This is a genomic window from Actinoplanes sp. NPDC049548, from assembly GCF_040676695.1.
GTDB lineage: Bacteria > Actinomycetota > Actinomycetes > Mycobacteriales > Micromonosporaceae > Actinoplanes.
On record NZ_JBFAPM010000016.1, the window covers coordinates 145,507 to 172,415 of the forward strand.

26 protein-coding genes and 1 pseudogene are annotated in these 26,909 nt (G+C 70.6%); 15 read left to right on the forward strand and 12 right to left on the reverse strand.

Annotated features, from left to right (window positions below):
* Window positions 1–9 precede the first annotated feature (9 nt).
* From AB0J80_RS27635 to AB0J80_RS27650, 4 genes and pseudogenes are all read left to right on the forward strand, one after another.
* Window positions 10–378, forward strand: coding sequence for a peptidase inhibitor family I36 protein (locus AB0J80_RS27635; protein WP_364710434.1), 369 nt, complete (start codon window positions 10–12; stop codon window positions 376–378).
* Window positions 379–535: 157 nt separating this feature from the next.
* The gene (locus AB0J80_RS27640; protein ID WP_364710436.1) at window positions 536–676 is read left to right on the forward strand and encodes a hypothetical protein; all 141 of its coding nucleotides are present in this window, start codon (window positions 536–538) and stop codon (window positions 674–676) included.
* Window positions 677–864: 188 nt separating this feature from the next.
* Window positions 865–2,541: pseudogene (locus AB0J80_RS27645) on the forward strand (CHAT domain-containing protein); the annotation flags it as partial.
* 4 nt (window positions 2,542–2,545) lie between these two features.
* Window positions 2,546–4,003: a hypothetical protein gene (locus AB0J80_RS27650; RefSeq protein ID WP_364710439.1), complete on the forward strand. Its 1,458-nt coding sequence runs from the start codon at window positions 2,546–2,548 to the stop codon at window positions 4,001–4,003.
* Window positions 4,004–4,072: 69 nt separating this feature from the next.
* On the opposite strand, the gene AB0J80_RS27655 is transcribed toward AB0J80_RS27650, so the two are convergent.
* From AB0J80_RS27655 to AB0J80_RS27665, 3 genes are all read right to left on the reverse strand, one after another.
* On the reverse strand, window positions 4,073–5,698 hold the full coding sequence (locus AB0J80_RS27655) for an FG-GAP-like repeat-containing protein (protein WP_364710440.1): 1,626 nt from the start codon (window positions 5,696–5,698) through the stop codon (window positions 4,073–4,075).
* A 119-nt stretch (window positions 5,699–5,817) separates the two neighbouring features.
* Window positions 5,818–6,468 (reverse strand): DUF2238 domain-containing protein, encoded by a 651-nt coding sequence (locus AB0J80_RS27660; RefSeq protein WP_364710443.1) that lies wholly within the window; start codon window positions 6,466–6,468, stop codon window positions 5,818–5,820.
* Window positions 6,469–6,531: 63 nt separating this feature from the next.
* A complete protein-coding gene (locus AB0J80_RS27665; protein ID WP_364710446.1) occupies window positions 6,532–7,821 on the reverse strand; it encodes a salicylate synthase in 1,290 nt (429 codons plus the stop codon).
* A 264-nt stretch (window positions 7,822–8,085) separates the two neighbouring features.
* Here AB0J80_RS27665 and AB0J80_RS27670 point away from each other — a divergent pair, with 264 nt between their 5' ends.
* Window positions 8,086–10,131, forward strand: a complete 2,046-nt coding sequence (locus tag AB0J80_RS27670; RefSeq protein ID WP_364710447.1) for a GGDEF domain-containing protein — start codon at window positions 8,086–8,088, stop codon at window positions 10,129–10,131.
* 50 nt (window positions 10,132–10,181) lie between these two features.
* A complete protein-coding gene (locus AB0J80_RS27675) occupies window positions 10,182–10,673 on the forward strand; it encodes an NAD(P)H-dependent oxidoreductase (RefSeq protein WP_364710449.1) in 492 nt (163 codons plus the stop codon).
* A 9-nt stretch (window positions 10,674–10,682) separates the two neighbouring features.
* On the opposite strand, the gene AB0J80_RS27680 is transcribed toward AB0J80_RS27675, so the two are convergent.
* Window positions 10,683–11,600, reverse strand: coding sequence for a hypothetical protein (locus tag AB0J80_RS27680; RefSeq protein ID WP_364710452.1), 918 nt, complete (start codon window positions 11,598–11,600; stop codon window positions 10,683–10,685).
* Window positions 11,587–12,366, reverse strand: a complete 780-nt coding sequence (locus AB0J80_RS27685) for a sigma factor-like helix-turn-helix DNA-binding protein (protein WP_364710454.1) — start codon at window positions 12,364–12,366, stop codon at window positions 11,587–11,589. The genes AB0J80_RS27680 and AB0J80_RS27685 overlap by 14 nt, the downstream gene beginning before the upstream one ends.
* 161 nt (window positions 12,367–12,527) lie before the next feature.
* Here AB0J80_RS27685 and AB0J80_RS27690 point away from each other — a divergent pair, with 161 nt between their 5' ends.
* Entirely contained in the window at window positions 12,528–12,737 is a 210-nt protein-coding gene (locus AB0J80_RS27690; protein WP_364710456.1) for a hypothetical protein, read from the forward strand.
* On the opposite strand, the gene AB0J80_RS27695 is transcribed toward AB0J80_RS27690, so the two are convergent.
* The 3 genes from AB0J80_RS27695 to lysX all read right to left on the reverse strand — a co-directional run bounded on the left by AB0J80_RS27695 (window position 12,706) and on the right by lysX (window position 17,585).
* Window positions 12,706–13,080, reverse strand: coding sequence for a hypothetical protein (locus AB0J80_RS27695; protein WP_364710457.1), 375 nt, complete (start codon window positions 13,078–13,080; stop codon window positions 12,706–12,708). The two genes, AB0J80_RS27690 and AB0J80_RS27695, sit on opposite strands and share 32 nt — an antisense overlap.
* 12 nt (window positions 13,081–13,092) lie before the next feature.
* A complete protein-coding gene (locus tag AB0J80_RS27700; protein WP_364710460.1) occupies window positions 13,093–14,109 on the reverse strand; it encodes a UDP-glucose--hexose-1-phosphate uridylyltransferase in 1,017 nt (338 codons plus the stop codon).
* Window positions 14,110–14,186: 77 nt separating this feature from the next.
* Complete coding sequence (lysX, locus tag AB0J80_RS27705; RefSeq protein WP_364710462.1) at window positions 14,187–17,585, reverse strand: bifunctional lysylphosphatidylglycerol synthetase/lysine--tRNA ligase LysX; 3,399 nt, start codon at window positions 17,583–17,585, stop codon at window positions 14,187–14,189.
* 135 nt (window positions 17,586–17,720) lie between these two features.
* Between lysX and AB0J80_RS27710 the strand changes: the two genes are divergently transcribed.
* The 4 genes from AB0J80_RS27710 (at window position 17,721) to AB0J80_RS27725 (ending at window position 20,741) form a co-directional block, all read left to right on the forward strand.
* Complete coding sequence (locus AB0J80_RS27710) at window positions 17,721–18,110, forward strand: hypothetical protein (protein ID WP_364710465.1); 390 nt, start codon at window positions 17,721–17,723, stop codon at window positions 18,108–18,110.
* A gap of 62 nt (window positions 18,111–18,172) precedes the next feature.
* Window positions 18,173–19,039 (forward strand): hypothetical protein, encoded by an 867-nt coding sequence (locus AB0J80_RS27715; RefSeq protein WP_364710467.1) that lies wholly within the window; start codon window positions 18,173–18,175, stop codon window positions 19,037–19,039.
* On the forward strand, window positions 19,036–20,046 hold the full coding sequence (locus AB0J80_RS27720; RefSeq protein WP_364710470.1) for an alpha/beta hydrolase-fold protein: 1,011 nt from the start codon (window positions 19,036–19,038) through the stop codon (window positions 20,044–20,046). Before AB0J80_RS27715 ends, AB0J80_RS27720 begins: the two co-directional genes overlap by 4 nt.
* 14 nt (window positions 20,047–20,060) lie before the next feature.
* The gene (locus AB0J80_RS27725; protein WP_364710474.1) at window positions 20,061–20,741 is read left to right on the forward strand and encodes an SGNH/GDSL hydrolase family protein; all 681 of its coding nucleotides are present in this window, start codon (window positions 20,061–20,063) and stop codon (window positions 20,739–20,741) included.
* A gap of 9 nt (window positions 20,742–20,750) precedes the next feature.
* On the opposite strand, the gene AB0J80_RS27730 is transcribed toward AB0J80_RS27725, so the two are convergent.
* The gene (locus AB0J80_RS27730; RefSeq protein WP_364710476.1) at window positions 20,751–21,131 is read right to left on the reverse strand and encodes a YccF domain-containing protein; all 381 of its coding nucleotides are present in this window, start codon (window positions 21,129–21,131) and stop codon (window positions 20,751–20,753) included.
* A 108-nt stretch (window positions 21,132–21,239) separates the two neighbouring features.
* Between AB0J80_RS27730 and AB0J80_RS27735 the strand changes: the two genes are divergently transcribed.
* Window positions 21,240–21,890, forward strand: coding sequence for a fasciclin domain-containing protein (locus AB0J80_RS27735; RefSeq protein ID WP_364710479.1), 651 nt, complete (start codon window positions 21,240–21,242; stop codon window positions 21,888–21,890).
* Between the two features lie 247 nt (window positions 21,891–22,137).
* Window positions 22,138–22,944 (forward strand): slipin family protein, encoded by an 807-nt coding sequence (locus AB0J80_RS27740; protein ID WP_364710481.1) that lies wholly within the window; start codon window positions 22,138–22,140, stop codon window positions 22,942–22,944.
* Window positions 22,945–23,048: 104 nt separating this feature from the next.
* Here the strand turns inward: AB0J80_RS27740 and AB0J80_RS27745 are convergent, their stop codons facing one another.
* Window positions 23,049–23,711: a hypothetical protein gene (locus AB0J80_RS27745; RefSeq protein ID WP_364710483.1), complete on the reverse strand. Its 663-nt coding sequence runs from the start codon at window positions 23,709–23,711 to the stop codon at window positions 23,049–23,051.
* 600 nt (window positions 23,712–24,311) lie between these two features.
* Here AB0J80_RS27745 and AB0J80_RS27750 point away from each other — a divergent pair.
* Together AB0J80_RS27750 and AB0J80_RS27755 are read left to right on the forward strand one after the other, a co-directional pair.
* Entirely contained in the window at window positions 24,312–25,403 is a 1,092-nt protein-coding gene (locus tag AB0J80_RS27750) for a C1 family peptidase (RefSeq protein ID WP_364710485.1), read from the forward strand.
* Window positions 25,404–25,423: 20 nt separating this feature from the next.
* Entirely contained in the window at window positions 25,424–25,861 is a 438-nt protein-coding gene (locus AB0J80_RS27755) for a hypothetical protein (protein ID WP_364710486.1), read from the forward strand.
* A gap of 4 nt (window positions 25,862–25,865) precedes the next feature.
* Here AB0J80_RS27755 and AB0J80_RS27760 read toward each other — a convergent pair whose 3' ends face one another.
* Window positions 25,866–26,375 (reverse strand): protease inhibitor I42 family protein, encoded by a 510-nt coding sequence (locus AB0J80_RS27760; protein WP_364710487.1) that lies wholly within the window; start codon window positions 26,373–26,375, stop codon window positions 25,866–25,868.
* Window positions 26,266–26,580: an STAS domain-containing protein gene (locus AB0J80_RS27765; protein ID WP_364710490.1), complete on the reverse strand. Its 315-nt coding sequence runs from the start codon at window positions 26,578–26,580 to the stop codon at window positions 26,266–26,268. The genes AB0J80_RS27760 and AB0J80_RS27765 overlap by 110 nt, the downstream gene beginning before the upstream one ends.
* Window positions 26,581–26,909 lie beyond the last annotated feature (329 nt).

Sequence of the window (26,909 nt, forward strand, 5' to 3'; positions counted from 1 at the left end):
GGAAATCCGATGCGAACCAGGAACAAGATCGCGCTCTCGATGGCGGTGATGCTGGCCGCGACCGGCGCCGCGGTGGCGCAGGCCTGGCCGGCGCAGGCGGCCGACTGCCCGGCCAACGTGCTCTGCCTGTACGAGCACACGTCCTGGGGCGGGAACGTCATGATCCTCACCTCCAGCACCACGAACATCGGCTCGTGGTTCAACGACAAGACGACCTCCTTCAGCAACCACACGGGCATGCAGTGGTGCCTGTTCGAGCACGACGGCTACGGAGGCCAGAAGCTCATGGTCATCGCCCCCAACTCCGCCGCCGCGAACGTGGGCGACGCCGCCAACGACAAGACGACCAGCGCCACGTACCACAGCGTCTGGTGTTGAGAACGGCCGGTATCGTGAGCGCGTGAAACAGTCCGGCTGGGTGACGATCCTGTGGTGGCGCAGCGGCGTACCGGCGCGAGAGGTCCACCGCGCCCGGCAGGGTTGACTGCGGCTCTGGGGCATCGACTGGGACCCTTTCCGCATCGGCGAGGACCGCATGAGCCACTCCCGCGTGCCGACACGCGACGGCAGCGGCGCGGAATGTCTGTGGGTGTGGCAGGTGCAGGCGTCCGCCCTGCGACGCCTCGGCATCGAGCCTCCCGAGCAGACGGCCCTCGAGCCGCCGCACGACAACTAGGCGGCGGGCTCCCGCGGGCCCTCGGGCGGCGACACTCAGCGAGTCGTGACCCGAAACGTGATCACCTGGGATCGGAGGACGGAAACGATTTGGTCGCGGCCTATTTTGAGGCGACTTGGTCGGCGTATGCCGGCGGCCGGGAAGCGTGCGGTGGATGATCGAGGGAGGTCACTGCCCCATCGTCCCGTCGCTGTCGAAGTTCCGACAGAGTCCAGCGGTTTGTCATCCCTTACGCTTCTCCCGTCATGAAGAAGGTCTTGGCGGTCTTCGCCAATCCCAGCGGAAGTACCCGGCTGCGCCTGGACGCGGAGGAGCGCGCGATCCGCGAGTGCATCAAGCGCAGTCGCTACCGAGACGGCATCAGCCTGCACTCATGCCTTGCCGCGACCGTCGACGATGTTCGCCGTGCTCTACTCGAAGATGACTACACCATCGTGCATTTCTCGGGTCACGGCACGAGGACGGGGCTGATCTTCGAGGACGCGAGCCAGGCATGGGCGGTGCCCCCCATGGACGCACTCGCTGATCTGCTCGCCGAATACGCGCCACCTTTGGAGTGCGTGCTGCTGAACGCATGTTACTCAGTGAGCCAAGGTCGGTTGGTGTCCATGGGCGTCCCCTTCACCATCGGGATGGAACAGCCGATCTCGGACCGCGCAGCAATCAACTTCTCCGCCGCCTTCTACGACTCGATCGGAGCCGGCAAGGACGTCGAATTCTCTTTTCGTCAAGGCATTCACCAGTTGCGACTGTCGTCCGACCCGGACCGCGACGTCCCGGTGCTTCTCCGGCGGCACGAGACGCATGAGCCGGCCGCCCCTACACCCGCGACCGGCGGCCGAAGCCAGGTCGCCGATGCTCCCGGACGGCTGATGATCGGCTTGGCCCTTGATGTATCGGGGTCCATGGAAGAGAGCTTCGACAACCGCGATGGGGACGTGAGAAGCCGGCTGGAGTCAGTACGCCAGTCGTTGAGCCGATTCGCGGACGCCGACCTGAGAGCGGACACTTCGCCTGAGCACGGTGCCTTGATCTTCGGGTACGCGTTCGGGCTCCGCAGTGGCGAAGTCTGTGACTTGTTCTCGCTGCTTGAAGCCGCCTCCGAGGTGATGTCGCCGGACGAGGCGCGGGCTCTCGGCGAGGAGTACGCCGCGGAGTTGAAGGCCCAGTATGCGGGCGGCGGCTGGGGCAACCTCGGCGGGCTGGCCCGAGAATTCGGCCTGGGTGCGCTTGTCAATCAGGCTGAGGACCTCGCTCGCCACGAGATCAAGCAGCGAGTCGCGCGAGAGGCCCAGCGGAGGTTGAACCAGCGCCTCGCTGTTCTCGGTGACAGCACTCTGGACATCCGGGACTTCGCAAGGCTGTGGCAGGGCAGCTCCCAACGACTGGCCGATGCCGAGCCCTTGATCTACGGGAATACCCCAATGCGAGCCGCCCTCACCGCGGTCCGTGACCGATTCGCACGGGAGTTGAACAAGACTCCCGACGCGAACGCCCTGCTCCTACTGGTCTCCGACGGTGAGCCAACCGATGGTGATCCGGAACCGTTGGCCGCCGAGATCCGTGGCATGGGCGTCACGATCGTCTCCTGCTATCTGACGAGCTTCGACCTCGCCTCACCCAAGCGAATGCGTGCAAGAGAGTCGGCCGATTGGCCCGACGGCGCCGCCCGTCTGTTCCGCATGGCGTCTCGACTCGACATCGATTCGCCCCTGGGCCGCCGGCTTCTGCGAGAGGGATGGGCAATCGAACGTCATGCGGCCTGCTTCGTCCAAGTGAACCACTCCGACGCCCTGGACGGTTTCGTCCGCGCGCTTCCCACGCCTGCCCCTGGCATGGCTCACATGCTGCCCAAGGGTCGCTGACGCCTTGCCGACTCTCGTCGGACTGCTGGTCGACGTCTCCGCGTCGATGCAGACCAGCTTGCGCAACGACACGAAGGAGACCCTCAGCCGCCTGGACGGCTGGACGGAAGCCTTACGCCGGGCCGCGCAGAAGTCTCACGCCGAAGTGTCGGAAAAGCCGTCCGAGACGCCGTCCATCAGAGTATTCGCTCTAGCATTCGGCACCCGGCGCATCGGACCGGTGATCGACCTGCTGACCTTGCTGAGTCTCCGCGACAAGCACGGCGACAGCGGGCCTGCAGAGCCGCGCAGCCTGCGGGGCAGGCCGCTCGACGATCCGTACGCCGAGCTCGCGCGTCTCGCCATGCATCATGGTAAGGAGGGGTGGGCACTGTGGGCTCGGAAGCATCTGGACTGGCGTCAGGCCACGACGCTCCTGGCCAACGTGCAGAATTCACCGCGGGTGCAGCGCGAGATCGCCAGTAGCCTTCCCAACCTCTCCGAGAAGGAGTTCGAGGTTGCCGATGCGCACAACTGGCGGAAACTGATCACCGGCGGGCCCCTGTACGCCTATCGCGCCTTCAGGCTGTGGTTGAAAGCCGAGCTGAGCGGTTTCCGCGCGAAGACCCGCGAGGCGGAGCGAATGGTTCGTACGGTGGCGAGCCGGCGGATGACGTTCGCTGACCTACTCGAGGAACGCCTCAAAGCCGCCGGCTCCACGATGCTCACAGTCGGGGAGTTGGCGGGCATCCTCAGCCGATTGGCCCGAGCGGGTTCGGTGGACTCTGAGCTGGGCGAATTCCTGTACGGGGTCACGCCGCTGACTGCGGCGGTGCATGGCGCAGCCCAACGGTTCAGGGCGGAACGCATTGCCACACGCTGGGGACTCGGGGGCCGTGAGGTGGCGAAGCCGATGGCGAGGTGGAGCCTTGGTGAATGGTTGATTGCCGCTCGGGCTGCCGTCCGCGCCTTTCCGGGTGCCGTTCGTGCTGCCGGCCGGGCGACCCTCTCGGCCATGGTCAAGGCGGTCTTCCGGATCGCACAGGCAGGTCCGCCGCGTGTTCGGGCATACGTGCGAGCTGCTGTCCGCCTCATGCTCTGGCGAAAGATCACGCGTACACGACGGTCCGCGGCGCGGGGCGCCTCGGAGATCCTCTTCATCATCTCGGATGGCGAGAGCACCGACGGGGAGCCGCTGGCGGAGATCGCCTCTCTGCGGCGCGCCGGGGCCACGATCGTTTCCTGTTACATCGGCCCAGTGGATGTAGTAGAGCGAGTGCGATCCCTGCCGGCGGCCGCATCACCCAGCTGGGCGCCAGGAGCGCAACAGCTCTTCACGTTCGCCTCGCCGGTGCCCTATGGCCGTCATCGCGACTATCTCCAAGAGAAGGGTTGGCGCATCCCCGCGGGGGCCCGCCTCTTCATCCAGGCCAACCACTCTGATGTGTTGACCGAGGTCGCCGAACTTCTTCTGAGGCCGTAGCGTGCGGGCCCGGAGCACAGCCCTGAACGGCGAAGGCCGCCCGGATCGCTGATCCGGGCGGCCTCGCCGTCAGAGCACGTAGCCGTAGATGTTGGTGTTGAAGCCCGGCACCGCGACCTCCGTGCCGGTGGTGCGGTGGGTGCCGTACATGAAGTTCGGGTCGCCGCCGAGGCACTCGTAGATCGCGCCCGGGGTGTCGCCCGCCGGCGGGGCCGGGGCTCCCCGGTCGATGCCGCGCTCGCCCGGGGAGGCGATCACCGCGTCGAGGCCGTCGCGGCCGTCCAGGTTGACGATGCGGACGTCGTGGCCGAAGCGGTCGCCGGCCTCCGAGGTGCCGTCGACGTACTCGTAGCCCTGGGAGATGTCGTAGCCGTGGGACACGAGACCGGCCGCCGAGCCGCGGAACAGGCTGACCACACCGGCGTCGCGGACCGTGCCGGGCGGTGCCGTCGGGGCGTCCACGACGTCCTGACCGGGTACGCCGACCACCAGGTCGCCGAGGCCGTCGCCGGTGACGTCACCGGCGGCCACCGCGGCGCCGAACGCGTCGCCCGCCTTGGGGTCGGCCGGTACGCCGGCGGTGTTGCGGGTCACGACCGAGGACGCGGTGACGAAGATGCCGTCGTTGTTGCCTTCCAGGACCGCCACCATGCCGGCGTTGGCCTGCCCGGCCACGGTCGCCTCGGGCGTACCGGCGACCAGCTCGTCCGCGCCGTCGCCGTTGACGTCGGCCAGGGTGAGGCCGCCGTAGCCGAGGCGCACCGGGCGCACGGTCGGGGCCACCTTGCCGAAGTCGTCGCCCTCGACGGAGAAGACGCCGATCACGTTGAGGCCGCTGCTGCCGCCGAGGATCAGGTTGACCATGCCGCGGCTCGGGCCCGTTCCGCCCTCGTTCTCGCCGGGGCTGGCGATCGCGAGGTCGCCGTACTTGTCATGGTTGAAGTGGCCGATCGCCAGCTCGCCACCGAAGCGGTCGAAGCTGGTCGGCGATCCGGGCATGTACGCCGTGCCCTGGTCCAGCCAGCGCGCACCGGTCGTGCTGACACCCTGGGCGTTGCTCAGGAACGTGACCACCCCACCGGCGTCGGAGGCGGATCCGATGTTCTGGCCGGGCACGCCGACGGCCAGGTCGGCGCGGCCGTCACCGTTGATGTCGCCGGCCGCGAGCGCCGCGCCGAACTCGTCGCCGCCCTCGGCGGTGCCGGGCACACCGGCGCTGCTCTGGTTGAGGTGGCGGATCGCGGACGCCCGCAGGCCGCCGGACGAGCCGGGCAGGATCCACAGGCCGCCTGCGGACGTACCGTTGGCGCCGTCGGCCTCCGTGGGGTCACCGACCACCAGGTCGTCGTATCCGTCATTGTCGAAGTCGCCGCCGGCGATGGCGGCGCCCAGCGTGATGGCGCCGCCGCCGGCGGTCTTCCCGATGTAGTCGGTGTGCCCGCCGGACGAGTAGCGCACCACCACGCCGCCGCGAGCCGCCGCGGCGATGTCGTCGAGACCGTCGCCGTCGAAGTCGGACGAGGTCGGTCCGGTGCCGGACTTCGGCGTCGCGGGCGCGTCGACCCGCTGGAACGTGATGGACGCCCCGTCCCGGGTGATGGTCTGGGCCGCCGGGGCGGCGTGGGCGGCGGCCGGAGCCAGGACGGCGAGGACGGTGCTGGACATTGCGGCCGCAGCCGCATACTTCTTGATCAAGACTTTCTCCCCGTTCACGAACGTACGCCGCTCCTTGCGAAGCGGATGGTGCGATCCAATAACTTACCGTCGCCTGTGGACCATCAAAGTTCTCTATGTGGCACAAAGCCGGGATACAGTCAGCCGGGCGACGACTGAGCTGCTATGGAGCCGATGCGCCGGTAGGCGACCGCGGCGGCGGCCGCCACCGCGACCACGGCTCCGCACGTGGCCAGCGCCATGTCCTTGTGCGCATCCCACATGTCGCCCTGCTGGCCGTTGTAGGCCTCGGCCGCCCCCGGCGCGAGGGTCAGCGCGACAGCCCACTCGAACAGCTCGTACGCCGCACTCGTGGACAGCACCACCTCGACCGACGTCAGCGCCGCCGAGCGAATGCCGCGCCCGGACTCCCGCAGCCGGGCGAACAGCACGGGACCGAAGCACAGGCCGTACGACAGGTGCACCAGGCGGTCGAAGTTGTTGCGCCGCCAGCCGAACAGCTCGTTGAGGCGTACGCCGAGCAGCGAGTCGGTCCAGTCGTCGTAGGGCACGAACGAGTAGATCCACCGGGCCGCCACCGAGTGCAGGACCAGGAAGATCACGATCAGCAGGAACGAAGGGTACGGGAGCGGCCGGCGGCGCTGCACGAGGACCAGCGCCACCAGCCCGAGCACGGTGAGCGAGTGATGCAGGGCCTGCTCGGCCGGGTACAGGGGCCGCCACCAGGTCGCGGCCACCACGATCAGGAAGACGCCGAGGGTCCAACGGTACGCGGGAGGGAACGTAGGCACCCCGCGCACTCTAATGATCGTCTGCAGCTCTCGTACGGAAACACCTCGCACCGGCCCTGCGCATCAGCGGTGCAGGTAGCGGCTGACGCTGCGCAGCTTCTCGGCGGTCTCCTCGAGCTCGCGCTCCGGCGTGGACTGTGGGACGATGCCGGCGCCCGCGCGCAGCCAGGTCCGGTCACCCTGCTGGAACACCGACCGCAGCACCAGAGCCGCGTCCATCGAGCCGTCCGCGCCGACCGTGAGCACCGCCCCGCTGTACAGGCCCCGCGGCGCGTTCTCGAGGCGGTCGATGGCCTCGCACGCGGCGGCCTTGGGCACACCGGAGGCGGTGATCGCCGGGAACAGCACGGCGAGCGCGTGCCAGGCGTTCAGCCCGTTTCTCAGGGTGGCGCTGAACCGCGATGCGAGGTGCTGCACGCTGCCTCGCTCCTTGACGTCCATGAAGTCGTCGACCGTGAGGCTTCCGGGTGCGGCGACCGCGGTGAGCTCGTCCAGGGCCAGCTTGACGCTGATCGCGTGCTCGAAGACCTCCTTCGGGTCCGCCTCCAGATCGGCCCGCAGCGCGCCGTCGCGCACCGGGTCGCCGTGCCGGGCCCGCGTTCCCGCGAGCGGCTGCGTGGAGACCTGACCGGCCGCGGTGACCTCCACGACCGTCTCCGGGCTGAAACCGGCGCAGCGTACGCCGCCGAGCTCCAGCACGTACGAGCGCGCCGGAGTGTTGGCCCGGCGCCCCGCCTCGTAGGTCGCGAACAGGTCGACGTCACCCTCGACGGGCACGAGCCGGGACAGGATCACCTTGCGGTACCGCCCGTCCTCGATCTCGTCGACCGCACACGCCACCGCCTTGCGGTAGAACTCGGCATCATGCTCGGCGCTCGGCGGCGGCACCGGCGTGGCGGGAGCGGCGACGGCCCGGGAGGCGGCTTCCACCGCGGACGTCAGCATCACCAGATCCGCGGCGTCGTCCGTGCGGACCTCGACGGCGTCGGCGGAGACGCGTACCTCCCGGCTCGGGACGACGAGATGCAGCAGGGGTCCGTCGGCCGCGGCCGGATCGCCGTGGAGCAGGTGGCTGAGGCCGAATCCCGCCCAGCCGTACGCCCGCGCTCCCCCGGCCAGGCGATCCTCGAGGGCATCCGCCACGCTCTGCAGCGGATCCGCACCGACGGGGCGGGCCGACCAGCCGTCGCCGTCGCGGACCCGCATCTCGTCGGCGTGGAGCACCAGCTCGTACGCCGGTCCCGAAGCCAGCGACCATGTGCCGTCGTTCTCATAGAGGACGAACGGCCCACGCGTCGACCGGGCCAGCGCGGTGGCCAGCTGGAGCGGATCCTCGACACCGGGTAGAACCACAGGAACTCTCCTCCGCATCTCGTGCACACGTACCGGTATCAAGATCTAGTGGGATACGACCCGCTTGTCTTCGGGACCGCGGGCGTCGTGCACCGACGATCGCCGGGCGTGCCCCTTCGGTCCTTCCCTCAGGATCCGGTCGCCGGAACCGATGGACGGATAGCGGCTTTCCGCCGCTCTGTCATCGGAAAGGCCGAGAAGCGCTTGCTGAGGATCACCAGGTCTCTGCTGAGGCCGCTGGGGACGCCGTCGGCGCGGATATCGGTGATCCGTGCCGGCGCGGTACGGGCTGCGGTCGGCCCCGGGCTGGCGGTGATCTACCTGCTGGGTACGCCGGCAGAACCCCACCGTCCCGTGATGCTCGCCATAGCCGGCGTCCTGCTCGCCGGTGCCGGCGTGGGCTGGTGGACGGCGGCAGCCCTGGCCCGGTCCCGCTGGCGTGTCCTCGTGCAGGTCGCCAGCATGGTGATCACCGTGGGCGGCTCCGCGGCCCTGGGCATCCTCGACGGGGGTGTCGCCGGACCCCTGGGAGCGCTGGTGCCGATGTGGCTGCTGTTCCTGGCGAGCGTGGTGCCGCCTCGGGTGTTCGCCGGTGCGGCAGCGCTGGGCCTGGCCGCGTACTGGACCGTCGTCGCGGCCGGTGGGCCGGCGCCGGCGGGCTACCCGCTGGTGTACACGCTCGGCTGCGGCGGCGTCGCGTACCTGTGTCTGCGGTACTCCGGTGCCCTGGTGTCGCTGCGTCACCGCCTCGCCGACATCTCCCGGACCGACCCTCTCACCGGTTGCCTGAACCGTCGCGGCTTCTCCGAGCGGCTGGATCAGGAGCTGGCCGAGGCGGCGCGCACCGGCGACGCGGTGACGCTGGTGCTGCTCGACCTGGACCGGTTCAAGGAGGTCAACGACTCCTGGGGCCACCGCGCCGGCGACGACCTGCTGGCCTGGATCGGTGGCACGCTCCGCGACGAGCTGCGCGTGCACGACGCCATCGGCCGCCTCGGCGGCGACGAGTTCGCCGCCGTCCTGGCCGACACCGCCGGCGAGGGGGCCGAGGTCGTCGTCGACCGGCTCCGCGCGAGGCTCGGCCCGGGCGCCCCGGCCAGCTTCGGTTTCGCCGTGTACCCGGCCGATGCGCAGACGGCCGAGGAGCTGACCCCGCTGGCCGACGAGCGGCTCTACGCCGACAAGGTCTCCCATGACCGGCAGCCGCCCACCGGCGACGGAGTAGCGGCGGCCCGGAAGAAGCTCGTCGCGGACAGCCCCGCCGTGGTCTCGCACGGGGAACGCCGCCGCCACGCCATCGCCGACGCCGGCTGGATCTCGCTGGCACAGACCACGATCGGCTTCACGTACCTGCTGCTCTTCGCCACCGGACACCCGTTCCGGACGGAGATCGCGGTGCTGTGCCTGTGGGGCACGGTGCTGGCGGTGGCCGTACTCCTGGGAGCGGGCCGGCTCAGCCGGGCGCCCGCCCGGCGGTGGCTGATGATGGCCTTCACCGTCAGTCAGTTCCTCAGCTCGATGCTGATCGCCGCCCTCGACGGCGGCGTCGGCTCGGCGCTGGGCCTCGGCATGCTGCTGTCGCTGCCGCTGATCACCCTCGGCATGCCGGTCCGTACGGCCGTTCCCATCGTGGCCGGCGCCTCCGCCCTGTACATCGGCGTCGCCGTCACGGTGGGTGTCTCGAGCGCCTGGTACGTCGTGACGCATCTGCTCGGCATGCTGGCCGTCGGCGTCGCCTGCGCCACCCAGGGCCGTACCGCCGCACGGCAGCGGTCGCTGCTGACCCGGATGTCGAAGGACGACCCACTCACCGGGGTGCTCAACCGGCGGGGCTTCACCGAGCGCTTCATCGCCGAGGCGGCCCACGCGCGCCGCACCCGCCGCCCGGCCACTCTGTTCCTGCTCGACCTGGACGACTTCAAGCAGCTCAACGACCGGCACGGCCACGCCGCCGGTGACGAGCTGCTCCGCTGGGTGGCGAGCACGATGACCGGGCGGCTCCACCCGCACGACGTCGTCGGCCGTCTCGGCGGTGACGAGTTCGTCGCCTTCGTGGGCAACTGCCCCCCGGACGAGGCCACCGCCACCGCCGAGCACCTCCGCACCGCCCTGGCCGAACGTACTCCCGCAAGCATCGGCGCCGCCGTCCTCGACATCGACGGCGAGGACTTCGACACCCTCTACACCGCTGCCGACGCCCGCCTGTACGCAGAGAAGGCTCACCACCGAGGTGAGGAGCATGTCGACCGAGCTCACCCGCCTGGCCGCCACCTTCCGCAACTGACACGGGGTCGGCCGTTCGCCGAGTAGCCAACCACCGGCCGGAGCGTCATGCTTGTTTCCTATCCGTGAAGGAGAGGATGCGCTCAGTGTCGGACATCGTCGTGGTGTCGGGAGACCCCCAGCCCGGATCGCGGACTCTGCACCTGGCCACCCTGGTGGGCGAGCGACTCGCCGAACAGCGCGGGCACACGCCGCCGGTCCTCGTGGACGTCGCCGAGCTCGGCGCAGGCGTCCTCACGCCGGGTGACGAGGCCAGCGATCAGGCTCTTCTGGACGTCCAGGAGGCGACCGTGCTGGTGGTCGCGTCGCCGGCGTGCAAGGGCTCCTACGCCGGCGCGCTGAAGGCGCTCCTCGACCGCCTGCCGGCCAACGCCCTGGCCGGCGTGGTGGCGGTCCCCGTCGTGACCGCGGACGTCCAGCCGATGGCGGACCTCGCGGAGACGTTCCTGGCCAGGCTGCTCGGCGCCCTCGGCGCCGACGTCGTCGACTTCGGACTCACCGCGACCCAGTCGGAGTTGATCGACCCCTCCTTCGTCGCCGACCAGTACGTGGCGGCTTACGGCTCCTGACCAGCGGGTTCAGCGGATGTCGGCGATGACCGCCAGCGCGGTCCGGTGGCGAAGGGACTGCAGTTCGGAGAGCAGCACCGCCATTTCAGCCTTCTCCTGGATGCGCTTACGGAGCAGGTACCGCGCGCGGTCCTTCGGATCCATCAGCCGGATCATCGCCCGCTCGTCGTCGCTGAGCGTGCCGCCGATGACCTGGCCCGGCATGTTCGCGGGATCCTCGAAGTCCGCGTCGAAACCGCCGGTACGCACGACGCCGCCGATGGTGGGCGGGTCCAGCGGTGCGGTGACCGGGCGCTCCAGCAGGGCGGTACCCGTCGCGGCGCGCCCGGCGAGCGTCGCCAGCCCCGCCAACTCATGAGTACGCGTCGCCTCGGGTGACATTCCTGCGATCTGGGCAGCCTCCGGCAGCTCGACGTCCAGGAACGTGGTCATCGCGACTATCTTCCGCTGCGGTTCCACCAGCTCCACGAGCCGCTCTCGCATGTCGGCACCGGCCGGTGGCAGATCCAGCTCGCGGAGAAGCGCGAACGCCTCGTCGAAGGCGGCTCGGTCACCGGCCTTCGCGGCATCGACGAACCAGAGGATCGCCGGAACCGGCCGCTCGGTGGCCCGGTACCGCTCGGCGATCAAACGGCGGGCACCTGCGGCTCCGACCTGCGGGCGGCAGGCCGTGATCGCAGCCGCGAACACCGGACTGACGGCGTGTACGCGGCCCGACTCCTCGAGGAGGTCGACGAGCTCGACGGCGGCGGCGACCACGTCGGTCACCTGCGCGGCATGCTCGACGCGGTCGCGCAGCCGGGCCATACGCTGAACGGCGACCACCCGTGATTCGTCGACGCGGTCGCGTGCTGCGCGGGCTTCCGGCGTGCCGAGCGAGGACCGCTCGATCAGCTCCTCGATCCGGGCGTCATCAGCGCTGGTCATGCTCGTCACCTCCGTCGGACCTACGGCGCTGGGCCTTCCTTCGCCACCGGCGCAGGACCCCCTCCACAGCCCGCTCGGACGTGCCCAGACGATCGGCGATCTTCCTCTGGCTGTGTCCGTCGAGCGTCATCGCCACCATAGTCCGGGCCGGCTCCTCCAGCCGGTCGAGCTCTTCCCGGACCTGCTGGTTCGCCACGACGGTTGAGGCGGGGTCGCCCTCCGGCGTGCCGTCGGCAACGCCCGCGAACTGTTCCGGCGTGGAGGGCGAACTCCTGCTGTCCCGCGCCAGTGCGGCGCGGTAACCGGACATCTCAGCGCGAAACATGAGCTTGCATGCGCCGATGAAGTAGGTCGTGAGGCTGGCGCCGCCGCCGGGTCGCCACTCGCCGCCGATCATGGCGCGTCGGCGGAACAGGACGAGTGCCCTGGCGACCGTCATGTCGGTCAGGTCGTCCAGGATGGCCGCATCGCGGGACATGGCATCGAGCTCGGTCGTGGTAGGCCGGACCGGCGGTCCGGCCCCTGCGATACGCACGGAGACGGCTCCGGTCCGGATCATGCCCGGAAGCCGCGCCAGAGCGTAGGCGGCCAGCGCAGCCTCGAAACGTTCGTAGGCCGGTCCTTCGAAGCCGCGCACGGCGAGAACCTCGACCAGCTCCTGGTCGGCGGCGCGCCGGTCGGCGGTCGTCAGCTCGCCGCCGTCCGCGCCGGTCAGGTCCGACCACCGTGCGACGGCGCGGAGGCCCTCGCGATCGTCGTAAGCCACCGTCGGCCACCTCCTCCCGCCAATGCCGCGCTCATCCCGTCATAGGTACGCACAGCTCGGCACCCCACGGTCGGCCGATTGTGGATTCGTCCGGCGTCCAGCGGGGGTCGGTCGCACGAACGGCTCCTACGAATGACCACAACTCATCGTCGGAGGTCACCGTGAACTCGTCTCAAAGCCGCCCGCTCCTGACCGTACGGGCAACAGTTGTGTTCCTGGCAGCGGTGGTCGTCGGTGTCGTCGCCGGTGTGCTGTCGTACCTGGACTCGGCGTCGGTTTCGCAGGCCGTACTCGTGGGCGCCGGCGCAGCCGGCAGCGCGGTGCTCCTCCTCCACAGCATCATCGGCGACGACGAACGGTCGGCCTCATGAGGTGTTCCCCATCCGGGCTGCGGATGAGTACCAGCCGCTCGGGAAACAGGACGGGGGCCTGCACGCCGACGACGCCGAGCAGCTGCCCGCTGAGCTGGACGTCTTTGCTCCACCATGGCAGCGGATGCCCCGTCGGCCCATGCGGCTCCTCGCCCGGCGGCAGCGGCCGGACCTGGTAGACGGCGTCGGGGTCGAGGCCCGGCAGGCGTACCCGTCCGGGCGGTGACCACGCGCCGGTGGCGCCCCAGTGCAGCACCCGGGGCAGCAGCGGGGCGGCGCAGTCCAGCACGAGGCTCACCCCGTCGGCACGCCAGTGCAGCGGTACGGCCGGGCTCGTCGGCATGAGGCACTCTCCTCAGTCCTCGGGCATGCCGCGCAGCTGTGCCGCGGCCCGCTCCGGTGTGATGTCCCTTTGCGGTCCGGCGAGCAGCTCGTAGCCCACCATGAACTTCCGGACGGTCGCCGACCGCAGCAACGGCGGATAGAAGTGCGCGTGCAGATGCCACGAGGGATACGGCGTCCCGTCGGTCGGCGTCTGGTGCAGACCCATCGAGTACGGGAATGTCACGCCGAACAGCCGGTCGTAGCGACGGGTGAGCCGCCCCAGGATGTCGGCGAGCCCGTCGCGGCCGGCGCCGGTCAGGGCGGGCAGCGCCCCGGTGTGGGTCCGGGGCAGGACGAGCGTCTCGAACGGCCACACCGCCCAGAACGGCACCAGCGCCACGAACTCCGGGTTCGCCGTGACGATGCGCGTGCCCTCCGACAGCTCCACCGCCAGGTAGTCGCAGAGCAGGCAGCCGTCGTACGCCTCCTGCTGGGCCAGCTCCTTCACCGCTTCGTTCGGCAGCCGTTCCTCGGCCCAGATCTGTCCGTGCGGGTGTGGGTTGCTGGCACCCATCATCGCGCCGCGGTTCTCGAAGATCAGGACGTGGCGGACCCACGGGATCGCGCCGAGCTCGGCGTACTGCCCGGTCCAGGCGTCGACCACCCGCCGGATCGCCGCGGTGTCCATCGCGCCGAGGGTCAGGTCGTGGCGGGGTGAGAAGCAGAGGACGCGGCAGATCCCCCGCTCAGGTTCGGCCTGCAGCAGGCCGTGCGCCGGTGACTCGGCCGCGGCGATGTCCGGCAGCAGCGCCGCGAAGTCGTTGTCGAAGACGTACGTCGAGGAGTAGGTGGCCGTACGCGCTCCCCCTGCCCGGGTGTTGCCCGGGCACAGGTAGCAGGCGGGGTCGTACGCGGGCCGGCTCTCCCGCACCGGTTCCTCGACCTGGCCCTGCCACGGGCGCGCCGTGCGGTGCGGCGACACCAGGACGTACTCGCCGGTGAGCCGGTTGAGACGGCGGTGCGGGACGGCGTCCATGGTGGTGGCCATCGTGTCTCCTTCGCCGGTAGGGCGTGAGGAGTGTCAGCATCCGCGGCGGAGACACCTCTCACCGGAGCTATCAACCATCAGATTGAAAATAATCCATGGCCTCCCTGATCGGGGGCGGCCACGCCGGCGGCCGCCGGGCGATGCAGCGGAAACGCCAGGGTGTCGCGGATGCTCCGGCCGGTCAGCATCATGATCAGGCGGTCCACGCCGAGCCCGAGCCCGCCGGTCGGGGGCATGGCGTGCTCCAGGACCTGCAGGAAGTCCTCGTCGAGCTGCATCGCCTCCGGGTCGCCTCCGGCCGCGCACAGGGACTGGGCGGTGAGCCGGCGGCGCTGTTCGACGGGATCGACCAGCTCGGTGTAGGCCGTGCCCAGCTCCATTCCGAAGGCGACGAGGTCCCAGCGTTCGGCGAGCCGGGGATCCCGCCGGTGGCTGCGGGTCAGCGGGGAGACCTCGATCGGGAAGTCGGTGTAGAAGGTGGGCGCCTCGGTCTGCTTCTCCACCAGCTTCTCGTACATCTCCAGGACGATCTGCCCGGCGCTCCACTCCGGCTGCAGAGCCACGCCCGCGCCCGCCGCGAGGCGGCGCAGCTCGGCGACGCCGGTGCCGGGACCGACCGGCGAGCCGACGGCCTTCGACACCGCGTCGTGAACGGTGACCACCGGCCACGGCGTGTCCAGGTCGATCTCCACGCCGTCGCGGCGGGCCACCGGGGCGCCGTGCGCGGCCGTCGCCGCCGCCAGGATGAGGGTACGGGCCAGCGTCCGCATGGAGGAGTAGTCGCCGTACGCCTCGTACGCCTCCAGCATGGTGAACTCGGGGTTGTGGGTGGCGTCCACGCCCTCGTTGCGGAAGTCCCGGCCGATCTCGAAGACCTTCTCGACGCCGCCCACCGCCAGCCGCTTGAGGTAGAGCTCCGGCGCGATGCGCAGGTAGAGCGGCATGGCGTACGCGTTGCTGTGCGTGACGAACGGCCGGGCGTTGGCGCCGCCGTGGACCGGCTGCAGGATCGGGGTCTCGACCTCGAGGAAGTCGCGCCCGATGAGCGTCGTCCGCACCGCGTGCACGGCCGCCGACCGGATCCGCAGCATGTCCCGGGCGGCCGGGTGCACGATGAGATCGAGGTGCCGCCGCCGGCCCAGCATCTCCGGATCGGCGAGTCCGCGGCGCTTGTCGGGCAGCGGGTGCAGGCACTTCGCGGTGACGGTCCAGGAGTCCGCCAGCACGGACAGCTCGCCGCGGCGTGAGGCGACCACCTCGCCGGCGACGCCGATGTGGTCCCCGAGGTCCACGCTGCGGCGCCAGCGGCCGAGCTGCTGCCGTCCCAGCCGGTCGACGGTCAGCATGATCTGCAGGTCACCGCTTCCGTCGCGCAGCGTCGCGAAACATACGCCGCCGTGGTCGCGCTGCAGGACGAGCCGTCCGGCGACGGACACCCGCTCCCCCGTGACGGCGCCGGGCTCCAAGCCTGCGTGCGCCGCCCGGACCGCGTCGCAGGTGTGCGTACGGTCGAATCCCGGGGGGTAAGGATCAACCCCCTCGGCGCGCAACGCCGACACCTTCGCCAGCCGGATTCGTGTCTGCTCACTGCGCCCCGCGGTCGCGGCGGCGGGCAGCGGCAGGTCGGTCTCGGCGGGCAAGGGTACGCGCGGCAACGGGATCCGTGGCACGGGTGCCGCCGCCGGGTCCGTGACGAGCTTTCCCCGCCGCCGGAGCGTCCGGAGGCTCGGTACCTCGACGAAGCCCTCGGCGACGGCCGACGCGAACCCCACCTTCGCCAGGTCGCGGACGTCCTCGAAGCAGAGGAAGCGCGGGATCCACCGGGGCTGATACTTGATGTTCGACCGGTACAGCGACTCCAGCTGGAACCACCGGGACAAAAACAGCAGCAACCGCCGCCACGCCAGCAGCACCGGCCCGGCACCGATGCGCGCGCCCTCCTCGAAGACCGCCCGGAACACGGCGAAGTTCAGCGACACCCGGGTCACGCCCAGCCGCGGCGCCTCGGCCATGAGGGTGGCGACCATGAACTCCACGAGGCCGTTGTCGAGGGTACGGTCGCGGCGCATGAGGTCGAGCGACAGACCGTCGGGGCCCCACGGCACGAAGGAGAGCAACGCCGCCTCGGTGCCGTCCCGCCCCAGCGCCTCCACGAGGACACACGCGCCGTCGGCGGGGTCACCGAGCCGGCCGAGGGCCATCGAGAAGCCCCGTTCGGTCTCGGTGTCCCGCCAGCGGGCCGCCAGCGAGACGATGCGGTCCATCTCGGCGGCGGGGATGTCGCCGTGCCGGCGGATACGGACGGTGTAGCCGGCCCGCTCGACCCGCGCGACGGCCTGCCGGACGTGCCGCATCTGCCGGCCCTCGAGGCTGAACTCCGCGGGGTGCAGGATCGCCTCGTCGCCGAGCTCGAGGACCCGCATGCCGGCTCGCGCGTACGCGGTCGCACCGGCCTCCCCGGCGCCCATGACCGCGGGCGTCCAGGCGTACTCCCGGGCCTCCTGCAGCCAGGCCCCGATGGCGGCCGGCCACACCCGCTGCTCGCCGATCGGGTCACCGCTGGCCAGGCTCACCCCGCCGACCACCCGGTAGGTCACGGCGGCCCGGCCGCACGGGGAGAAGACGACTTCCTTGTCCCGCCGGGTCGCGAAGTAGCCGAGCGAGTCGTCCCGGCCGTGGGCGTCGATCAGCTCCCGGACCCGGCGCTCCTCCTCGGCGTCCAGCGACGCGGCTGCGCGCTGGGACCGCAACAGCACGGCGAGCCCCGTGAGCAGCGTGAGGGCCCCGAAGAAGCCGAGGACCAGGTTGATCCAGCCGGGCGCCATCCCGGACCGGTGCACGTGGAACTCCAGGGCGCCGCCGGTGACCTGCCGGAACGCGTACGCGAGCCGGCGACCGCCGCCCGGGTGCAGCGAGCCCGGGAAGGCGGCCACCAGGCCCCAGCCGATCACGGAGAAGACGGCGATCAGACCGGTCACGGTGGCGAGGGCCTTGGGAACGCTGGCGCGCTGCACCCTGGCGTAGAACTGCCGATGCGTACGCGCGAGCACGACGAGCACCACCGCCGTGATCAGCAGGTTGCCGCCGAGCAGCCACAGGTGCTCGACGGGGACGCGGGCCCAGCGCGTCGCCGGCCGCTGGGCCAGCACGACCGCCAGCACCACGTCGGTGCCGAGCTGCAGCGCGAAATAGGTGGTCAGCAACCAGTACGCCACCCGCTTGCGGTGGTTGACGCCGACGGCCAGCATGCCGAGGAACACCGCGTACCCGAGGTTCGCCGGCGCCGGCATCAGCAGCTCGTCGACCAGCCGGCGGATCGGAAGCAGGCGGGCGCCGAACGCGGCGCTGACGGCGGCCAGCGCGCAGACGACCGCCACCGCGAACAGGACCCCGGCGGACACCTTGGGCACGGCGGTACGCCAGTCCCGGCCCGGGGCCCGCGGCGCCTCGGGCGGCCGTTCGTCCCGGTCAGTCACCTTTTCGGCCGTGGCATGCACCCTGTATCTCCGCCCCTGTCATCGACGAGAGGCGACGATACGAGACGGCCGCCACTCCCAGGATTACCGGCCCGCCGCAGCGGTAATGAGAGGGCACGAACGGCGGGAGGACCCATGGCGATATCGACGGCACACCCTTCCAGCCGGCGCCGCCGGCTCGTCGTGCTGGCGGCCTCCGCCTGCGCGGCCCTCGCGGTGTGGATCGTCGTCCTCGCGCAGCACCTGCCGGCCCGGTACGTCGTGCACCGGTGGAACGCCGCCTGGATCGGCTTCGACGTCCTTCTGCTGTGCAGCTTCGCCGCCGTGGGTTACACCGCCTGGCGCCGCGCGGCCCTGCTGCCGCTGGCCGCCCAGACCAGTGCGGTCCTGCTGCTCTGCGACGCCTGGTTCGACGTGATGACCGCGGCCGGCACCCCGGACCTGCTGATCGGCCTGGCCTGCGCGGCGGTCGAGGTGCCGCTGGCCCTGATGCTCGGGCGGGTGGCGCTGCGCCGGCACACCTGACAACCGTCAGACTTGCGTTCAGCGGCAATCATGGCCTGCATGACACGGCAGCGGGCAGGTTCATGAGCCTGACGGGGATCCCTCTGATCATCGTGGTGGCGCTGTCGGCGGTCGTGTGTGGTGCCGCGACTGCCCTGCTCTGGTCCAGGTCCGGGCGCGGGCGCTACGTCGTCCGTACCCTCGGCATCCTGGTGACCGAGGCCGCGCTGGTCCTCTGCGCCGGGCTGGTGGTCAACCGGTCCCAGCAGTTCTACCCGTCGTGGGCTGCGTTGGCCGGCGACACCGGCACACGATCGGCGACCGCCCCGGTACGCGCCGGGGCGTTGGACTCGGCCCTCGCCGGACGGTCCGAGCTGGACTGGCACCCCCGCGACCTGCGCCGCTGGCACCTGGCGGCACCCCCGAAAGCCTTCGTGCCGCCGGACTATCCCACCCGCGGCACCGCCCGCTTCCCCGTCCTCCTCGTGCTGGGTGACACCGCCGTCACCGCGCCGGAAGCCGGGGCGGTGACGGTCGCGCTGAGGCCCACCGCGGCCACGACCGCCACGGCCCTGCGCAGCCTGGTCGCCGATCTCGGCAAGGACGTCCGGGTCACACCGGGCGGCTGGGTCATGGTGGCCGGCGCGGACCAGGCTGCGCTCGCCGGGCACCTCGCGCGGACCTCGCCGGGGCTGTTCCGGGCGATCGCCGTGGTGGAGCGGTCACCAGTGGCCACGCTCGCGTCCCTGGGCCGCACACCGCCCGGGACCGCGCTGGCGATCGTGCGCCCGGCCGCCGCCCCCGGGCACACCGGCACGTCGGCGCCCGGCGTGGTCACGCTGACCGCCGGCGCACCGACGGCCTGGCAGACGGCCATGACCTGGACGGGCACCCAGCTCGGCCCCGCCCTGACGCCGCCGTTGCTGTTGCCGACGGGCTCCGCGCCGTGAGCCCCGACGGGACCCCGCTGCTGGTCCTCGCCCTGGTGGCGGTGGCGCTGACGGCCGTCCTCATCGCGGTCGGCTGGGATCGCGGAGGCCGGCTGCGCTGGCCCCTGCGCCTGGTCGCCGTCGTCGCGGCCCTGCTCAGCGTGAGCGCCACGGTGCTGGTCCAGCTCAACCGGATGACGGAGGCGTACTCGACGGACGCCGAGCCGGAGCCCGAGGCGGGGCCGGAGCCCGCCGCCGAGGAGACGCCGGGCGGCAGCCAGCTCCTGACGGTCACCGTCGCGGGGAAGGCGAGCGGTCTCACCTCGACCATGTACGTCTACCTGCCCGCCGCCTACCGCACCGGGACGCAACGGTTCCCGGTGATGGAAGCGCTGCACGGCTACCCGGGATCTCCGCGTACGTGGCTGAGGAAGCTGCAGGTCAGATCCCGCCTGGACACCGAGATAGCGGAGGGACGGATGGCACCGGCCGTCGTGCTGTTCGCCCCGAACACGCCGCGGCAACTGCTGGACACGGAGTGCACGAACCTGCGTGGCGGCCCGCAGTCCGAGACCTTCCTCACCGTCGACGTGCCGGCGTACGCGATGGCCCATTTCCGGGTCCGCACCGACCGCGCCGGGTGGGGCCTGATCGGCTACTCGGCCGGCGGCTACTGCGCCAGCAGCCTGGCCCTGCGGCATCCCGACCGCTACGCGGCCGCCGCCAGCATGTCGGGCCTGGCCGGACCGGAGATCGTCGTGGGAGACGGTACGGAGGACACGCTGCACAACGTGGTCTGGCGGCTGGAGCACCTGCCCCGCCCGCCTGTGGCACTCTGGATCGGGTGGGCGGACGACGAACAGGGCACCCGCCGCGACGCCCTGCGCATCGCCCGCGCCGCCCGGCCGCCGGTCTCCGTGACCACGGCCATGGTGCAACGCGGCGGCCACAGCCACGCGGTCTGGCGCCAGATGGAGGGCCCGGCCTTCGACTGGCTCTCCGCCCACCTGGCCCGGCCGCTGCCCTGACCGCGGCGGCGGCCTTGCTGCTGGGGCTTCTGAGCGGATGTGGGCCGCACAGCCCCGAGCCCCGGGCGACGCCCCAGCCGCCCACGATCGTCACGCTCGGCGACTCGGTACCGGCGGGGACGGGATGCACCTGCGCCGCCTTCCCCGAGCTGTACGCCCGCCACGAACACGCGGTGTCGATCAACCTGGCGGCACCCGGCCTGACCTCCGCCGACGTACGCGCCGAGCTGCGCCTCCCGGCCGTCCGCGACTCCCTGCTGCAGGCCGACGAGGTCGTCATCATGATCGGCGCCAACGACGTGGCGGACTCGTTCACCGACGACGATGCGGTGGCGTCCGGGGCGAGAACGATCCGCACCAACGTCCGGGCGACCATCGACGGCATCCAGCAGCTCCACCACACCCTCGTCATCGTGCTCGGCTACTGGAACGTCGTCCGCGACGGCCGGGTCGGCGTCACGACGTACGGGGAGAAAGGGGTCGAGGTCTCCACCCGGGCGACCGGGACCGTCAACGACGCGCTCGCCGCGGCCGCCGACGACGGCGGCGCCGTCTACCTCTCCACCGAGCCGGCGTTCCACGGCCTCGACGGCAGCCAGGACCCGACGGCGCTGCTCATCGCCGACGGCGACCACCCCAACTCCGCCGGCCACAACGCGATCGCGCGGCTCCTGCCGCCGGTCAGCCGCTCCTGACGCCGTCTCTCAGCCCTCGAGCTCCACGATCTCGCGTCCCAGCGGCCAGAACGCGGCGGGCACCAGCTTGAAGTTGGCGATGCCGAACGGAATCCCGATGATCGTCACGCACAGGGCGATCCCGGCGGCGATGTGGGTCAGGGCGAGCCACCAGCCCGCCACGACCACCCACAGGACGTTGGCGATGCCCGAGCCCACGCCCGCGTCGGGGCGGCTGACGATCGTGCGGCCGAACGGCCACAGCGAGTAGACGGCCAGGCGCATCGACGCGATCCCGAACGGGATGGTGACGATCAGCGCGAAGCAGATCAGCGCGGCCAGGCCGTAGCCCAGGGCGAGCACGAAGCCGCTACCGAGGACGAACCACAGGACGTTCAGGATCAAGCGCACACGTTCAGCATGACCGGGGCACGCCACCCGGGTGCATCCAACCGGCTCCCGGGCGGCGAAGGACGGGGTGGATGGTTCCTGTTCCCTTTTCCGGAAGGACGCACGTAGATGAGGATCACCCGAGTCGGCATGCAGGCCGCCGTCGTGGCAACCGCCGCCGTCGTCGCCTCCGCCCTCTCCGCCGCACCGGCCGCCGCGCACGGCAAGACCCAGCCGGGTACCAGGTCCCTCGCCGCGGTGCTGACCGCGGACAAGAGCGGCTTCGACCGCAACGGCAACGACTTCGACGTCCTGACCGCCGCCGTCCAGGCGGTGCTGAAGGCCAAGCCGTCCAGCCCGGTCGGTGTCCTCGCCGACGGCGGCACGGCGCTGACCGCGTTCATCCCGAACGACCGCGCATTCGAGAGGCTGGTCGCCGACATCCAGCGCACCCGGTGCCTGCCCAGCGAGAGCAAGGCGTTCACCGCCGTCGCCGGCCTCGGCATCGACACCGTCGAAGCTGTGTTGCTCTACCACGTCGTCCCGGGCAGCACGATCGACCGCAAGGCCGCGCTCAAGTCCGACGGCGCCGCCCTGAAGACGGCCACCGGCGCGTCGATCAAGGTCGACGTCTACGGCCACCGGCACAAGCGCATCGCCCTGATCGACGCCGACCGCAGCGACCGCAACCCGCGGGTGGTCCGCTTCGACATCAACAAGGGCAACAAGCAGATCGCCCACGCCATCGACCGCGTGCTGCGCCCGTCCGACCTGCCCTGAGCCACCAGCGGAAGAGGGGCGCGGTCCGTCACGGACCGCGCCCCTCCCCCGTGGATATTGCGTTGTGGATGACCGGGGGCCTTGAGATCCTTTTCTCGGCCCCGGCGGACTCAGAAGAAAGCGCCTCCGCGGCGGATGCACTGGCGATCACACCACGCTTATCCGCCCGCCTTCATGGCGACCGATCCTTCCCATCGGATCCGCTACGGGGCCACCCCATTCTTGTCTTTTCGTATTGAGGTGCTCCATGAAGAACCACCCAGAGGTGATCATTCGCAGCGGTTTCCGTGGCCTTCGTTACGTCGACGGCCGGTTCGACGAGGTGCTCGAGCCGGGCCGCTACGAGCTGCCCCGTCGGCGCGTCTGGGACCGGCGCGTACCGCAGGTCGAGATCGTGCCGGTCGACGTCCGCGAACGCGAGCTCAACATCAAGGGCCAGGAGATCCTGACCGCCGACAAGGTGGCCGTGCGGGTCAACATCATCACGCACTTCCGGGTGGTCGACCCCGTCGCCGCGAAGGAGCGCGTCGCCGACTTCGACGACCGCATCTACAGCGATGTCCAGCTGGCCGCACGCCGGTCGCTCGCCTCGATGACCCTCGAGGCCATCCTGACCAACCGCAACCAGCTCAGCGAGGACATCCTCCGCGACGTCGAAGGCGTCTCGGCCGGCTACGGCGTCGAGATCATCCGCGCCGACGTGAAGGACCTGGTCTTCCCGGGCAACCTCCAGGAGGTCATGAACCGCGTCCTCACCGCCCAGCGAATGGCCGAGGCCCAGATGGTCGAGGCCCGCACTCGCGCCGACCGCGAAACCCTCGAGGCCACCGCCCGCGCCGAGTCGACCCGGGTGGGCGCCGAGGCGGACGCCGAGGCCAAGCGCATCCGCGCCGACGCCGAGGTGGACGCCCTGCGCCGGCTGGCGGCGGCAGCCGAGGCGTACGCGCAGCACCCGGCCCTGCTGCGGCTCCGGGAACTGGAGACGCTAGGCGCGCTGGGCGAGAACGCGGCGGCCCGCCTGTACATCGGCTTCGACAAGCACGTGGCCGACTGACCGGCACTCCCCGCGCGGCACCGGGTGGCGTTCGTCGCCTCCCCGGTGCAGCGCGGGGCCCCAGGCTTCATCGGTCAGATTTCGCCGCCGGCGATCCGATCACGTCATGGCTTCGGCGCCGGCTCATCGGCCGGCAGCATCGGTGACCGTGGCGGCCTGGACGCCGCCACCTCTTCAATGGCCGGCAGGTTGTCCGTCTCGGCCGACCTGACGACCCGCCGCACGATCTCCACCTGCTCCAGATAACGGGCCACCTGTTCGGCTTCGGTAGCCCCGAAAGTCTGCGGCCGGTCCAGCATGCGGCGGTAGAGGTCGTAGAAGTCGGACTCGCCGTTCCTGAACGCCTTGTAGTTGGCCTCCACGCGGAAGCCGCGCGTCAGGGCCAGGAGCAGGGCCGCATGGCCTGACACGACGGTCAGCAGCCACTTGGCCCAGGGATCGGCGGTGATGGTCTGCGCCAGGACGGGAACGCTCACCGTGGAGATGGTCACCCAGATGAGCGAGTACAGGTGGAACCGGCGGTAACGCTCGGCGCGCGTCTTCCAGAAGACCAGAGTTCCGTTGATCCGCTTGAAGTTCTGCGCCAGGACCTGCCGGCAGCTCTCGCTGAAGTGTGGAGAGTCCTCGAAGGAGGGTCCGCCGGCGAAGAGCGGCACCTTCTTGAGAATGGTTCGCAGGACGGGCAGAAAAGTCAGAATCGCGAGAGACAAGTACGCAACCAGCGCGATGACCCACCCGTTCATAAACGCCCCCAGCGCGAATTCCACTCACGTATGACCTGGTCCCGTACCACCCGGAACGTGACCCAGCAGAGTCTCTCAGTCTCGGCCACCAGAGCCAAGACGCTCCCGACGCGCCGGGCATCCGGGCGTGACTGCACCGGCGGCACTCCGGCCGGGTTCCCCCATGGGTCCACGCACCCGTGATCCGCTCGTCCACCGAAGACTGAACCGGGAAGCCGTCGTTCTCACGAGTCACGGGGAAAGAGATAAAGCGGTGCGGACACGCCGTTCGCCGACATTCGACTATCGGGGAGCCGCCACATTCGACGGCCGCCCGAGGCGCGGAGGACCGTTCGGAGGATGTGCAGGCGGCTGAGCGGCCGACCGGACAACCGCGCAGCGGTGAGACCTTTTCCAGTGCTCGGCGCGGATTGCGTTTTCGGGCATCTGGCATTTCTCGCCGCCCTCGGCGTCCGATCAACGACAGTGCGGTTGCGGAAATGCGAGTCGCGGACCGAACCTAATTTGGCGCGCGCCTTTGGCTGCATGACGCCGACACCTCCGGCCGCAATGGATCCCCCCTTGGTGGCGGCGCCGCCGATCACCACCTTTCCGGAGGGATGAAATATGCCCATCAATCAATCAATGGACCTGGGACTGCTGCGGGCGGCACTCGACGATGCCGGCGCTCCCTGGCAGATCTCCTACACCTCGATGACGGCGCTCACGGAAGAGGAGCGCGTTCTGCGGCTCGGTGTCCCGCCGACCCCCGGCCTCGACCCGGAGGAGCTGGAGAACGACAAGGAGTCCCGGGCACAGGCGGCTCGCATGGCGACCGCCGACTCCGTAGGTGCGCCGGCGGCGTTCGACCTGCGCAGCGCCGGGGCGGACTACACCACGCGGGTGAAGGACCAGGGCGGCTGCGGGTCGTGCGTGGCGTTCGGTGTCGCCGGCGCCATGGAACACGTCGCGCGTTACACGCGGCGGGCGGCCGGCCTGGCCGTCGACTTCTCCGAGGCTCATCTCTTCTACTGTCACGGCCGGAACGCCGGTGCGCGGTGCAACACGGGTTGGTGGCCCGACCAGGCCTACAACGCGTGCCGGGACATCGGGATCACGTTCGGGGACTACTACCCGTACACCGCGGGCGACCAGGCCTGCAGCGGGCTCAACGCCGACTGGCCGAACCGGCTGGCCCGCGTCGTGAGCTGGGAGAACCTGAACAACAATCCCGCCCGGATGAAGGAGTTCATCTCCACGTACGGGTCGATCACCGCCTGCCTCGACGTCTTCCAGGACTTCTTCAGCTACGGCGGAGGCGTCTACCGGCACGTCAGCGGCGGGTACGCCGGCGGACACTGCGTGGTGCTGGTCGGCTACGACGACAGCGCGGGTTGCTGGATCGCCAAGAACAGCTGGGGTCGCGGCTGGGGAACGGGTGGCTACTTCAAGATCGCGTACGGCGAGTGCCGGATCGAGAGCTACCAGACCATCGGCGCCACCGGCGTCCGGCTCCGCGCGTGGCTGCCCGACCAGCAGGTCGTGAGCCTCTGGAGCAACGAGGCCGACGGCAACGTGTGGACCTACGGGTCCGTACGGGGCTGGCTCAAGCTCGATGGCGGCAACCTGGTGACCAACCAGGCCATGCTCGCCGAACTCGCCGCCTCGAAGGCCGCGAACCGTGCCGTCGGCCTGTTCGAGGACGACGGATCCGTCCAGCAGATCTACGCCTGGTGACCGCAGCCCAAGGAGGACCCATGAGCACCGAAACGGAGACCGGACCGCAGCAGTCACCGCCGTCGGGAGACGCGGTCGTCACCGACATCCCGGGACAGACCCGGCCGGCGCGCTTCTCGCCGGACGAGGTGGAGGCACGGACCACGGCGGCCGAGCAGTCCACCCGGCCGACGCTCCTGCCGCCGTCCGCCGAGGGGGCGGAGGGAGCGCTCGCGGCGGCCCAGGCCGTCACGGCGACCTGGCACACCAACCTCACCGTCACGGCGATGTGGTCGATCAACGAGACCCGTAACGCCTGGATCAACATCCAGAACGTGGGCTGGCGGAAGATCTACAACGGCCGTGACGGCGCGTACATGGCGCTCGTCGCCCTGGCCGGCCAGGCCCGGCAGACCGGGCGGGCCACCTCGATGCGCGAAGAGGCGGACGCAATGATCTACGAGATCTACCTCTGGTAGATCGTCATTCGACCCGGAAGCGCATCCGTACCGATCGCGCCGGTGGGCGGTCGGACTCCCACGATCTTCCGAGTCGGAACTCCACATCGCATGTGCCCGGCGTCGCGGCCCGAACCTGAAAGGTACGGGCTCCCGCGGCGCCGGGCGCCGCTCCGGACGGAGCCAGGGACCCCGAGTCCTCCACCACGACGCAGCCTGCACTCGCGGCGGCCGTCCATTGGAAGCCGGTAGTTGCGTTCTCCTCGAGTTCCACCACGACGGACTCGGCTGGCCGCAGGCTGATCTCACGCCCGCTGTCGGTCTCGGTCAAGGTGTGCATGCTGGACCCCCCGCAAGGGTTCACCACGGCGAACTGCACGTCTCGGTGCACTATGGCACCGTCGCGGGGATGCGGCAACCACTCGTCACGCCGCGCTGGGGTACCCCTGCGCGATGGCGGTGCGAAGCTCGAACGCATTCTTGATCTTGAAACGGCGGCCCCTCGCGAGGCGCAGCTCGAGGCTCTGGCCGGCATGGCCGAGCCGGTCCGCCGCCGCCGCGAGAACCGCGACGACACCCTCGTCGACGCCCGGCACGGAGACGAGGTCGACGACCACCGGCTTCGCACCGTCGGTGATGGCCGCCTCCAGGGCGGAGTGCAGGCCCGGCGCCTCGGCGCCGCCGAGGGGGCCGTCGGCCCAGAACAGAGCCGCCCGGTCGAGACGCACCATGGAGAACATCCGGACCCCTTCGTTCCGCTACTTGTGCGCAGCTGCCTACCCGAGGGGGCTCTGTACGAAACTGTCGGTCTTCACGGATCGCGCCGCCACCGCTACCTCGACGTGAACCTGCGCTTCCAGCGCGCCACTCGACGGCGCCCGCTACCTGCTCGCCCACGGGTGCCAGCTGCGGCTCGCCGCACTCATGGCACACCACTCGGAAGCGCTCATCGTCGCCGGAGTCCGCGGACTCGCCGAGCAGCTCGCGCCCTTCCCCCACGAACGATCAGCGGTCGCCGACGCCCGCAGCACACGCCCGGCGCGCGCCCCTGCTCCGCGCAGCCGTCCAC

Coding starts and splice junctions, on each gene's coding strand:
- AB0J80_RS27680 (WP_364710452.1), bottom strand. CDS start 11,600: ATGACCAGCGCTGATGACGCCCGGATCGAGGAGCTGATCGAGCGGTCC.
- AB0J80_RS27755 (WP_364710486.1), top strand. CDS start 25,424: ATGAGCACCGAAACGGAGACCGGACCGCAGCAGTCACCGCCGTCGGGA.
- AB0J80_RS27640 (WP_364710436.1), top strand. CDS start 536: ATGAGCCACTCCCGCGTGCCGACACGCGACGGCAGCGGCGCGGAATGT.
- AB0J80_RS27710 (WP_364710465.1), top strand. CDS start 17,721: ATGGCGATATCGACGGCACACCCTTCCAGCCGGCGCCGCCGGCTCGTC.
- AB0J80_RS27735 (WP_364710479.1), top strand. CDS start 21,240: ATGAGGATCACCCGAGTCGGCATGCAGGCCGCCGTCGTGGCAACCGCC.
- AB0J80_RS27675 (WP_364710449.1), top strand. CDS start 10,182: ATGCGCTCAGTGTCGGACATCGTCGTGGTGTCGGGAGACCCCCAGCCC.
- AB0J80_RS27715 (WP_364710467.1), top strand. CDS start 18,173: ATGAGCCTGACGGGGATCCCTCTGATCATCGTGGTGGCGCTGTCGGCG.
- AB0J80_RS27750 (WP_364710485.1), top strand. CDS start 24,312: ATGGACCTGGGACTGCTGCGGGCGGCACTCGACGATGCCGGCGCTCCC.
- AB0J80_RS27635 (WP_364710434.1), top strand. CDS start 10: ATGCGAACCAGGAACAAGATCGCGCTCTCGATGGCGGTGATGCTGGCC.
- AB0J80_RS27760 (WP_364710487.1), bottom strand. CDS start 26,375: ATGCCGGCCAGAGCCTCGAGCTGCGCCTCGCGAGGGGCCGCCGTTTCA.
- AB0J80_RS27765 (WP_364710490.1), bottom strand. CDS start 26,580: ATGTTCTCCATGGTGCGTCTCGACCGGGCGGCTCTGTTCTGGGCCGAC.
- AB0J80_RS27740 (WP_364710481.1), top strand. CDS start 22,138: ATGAAGAACCACCCAGAGGTGATCATTCGCAGCGGTTTCCGTGGCCTT.
- AB0J80_RS27700 (WP_364710460.1), bottom strand. CDS start 14,109: ATGGCCACCACCATGGACGCCGTCCCGCACCGCCGTCTCAACCGGCTC.
- AB0J80_RS27695 (WP_364710457.1), bottom strand. CDS start 13,080: ATGCCGACGAGCCCGGCCGTACCGCTGCACTGGCGTGCCGACGGGGTG.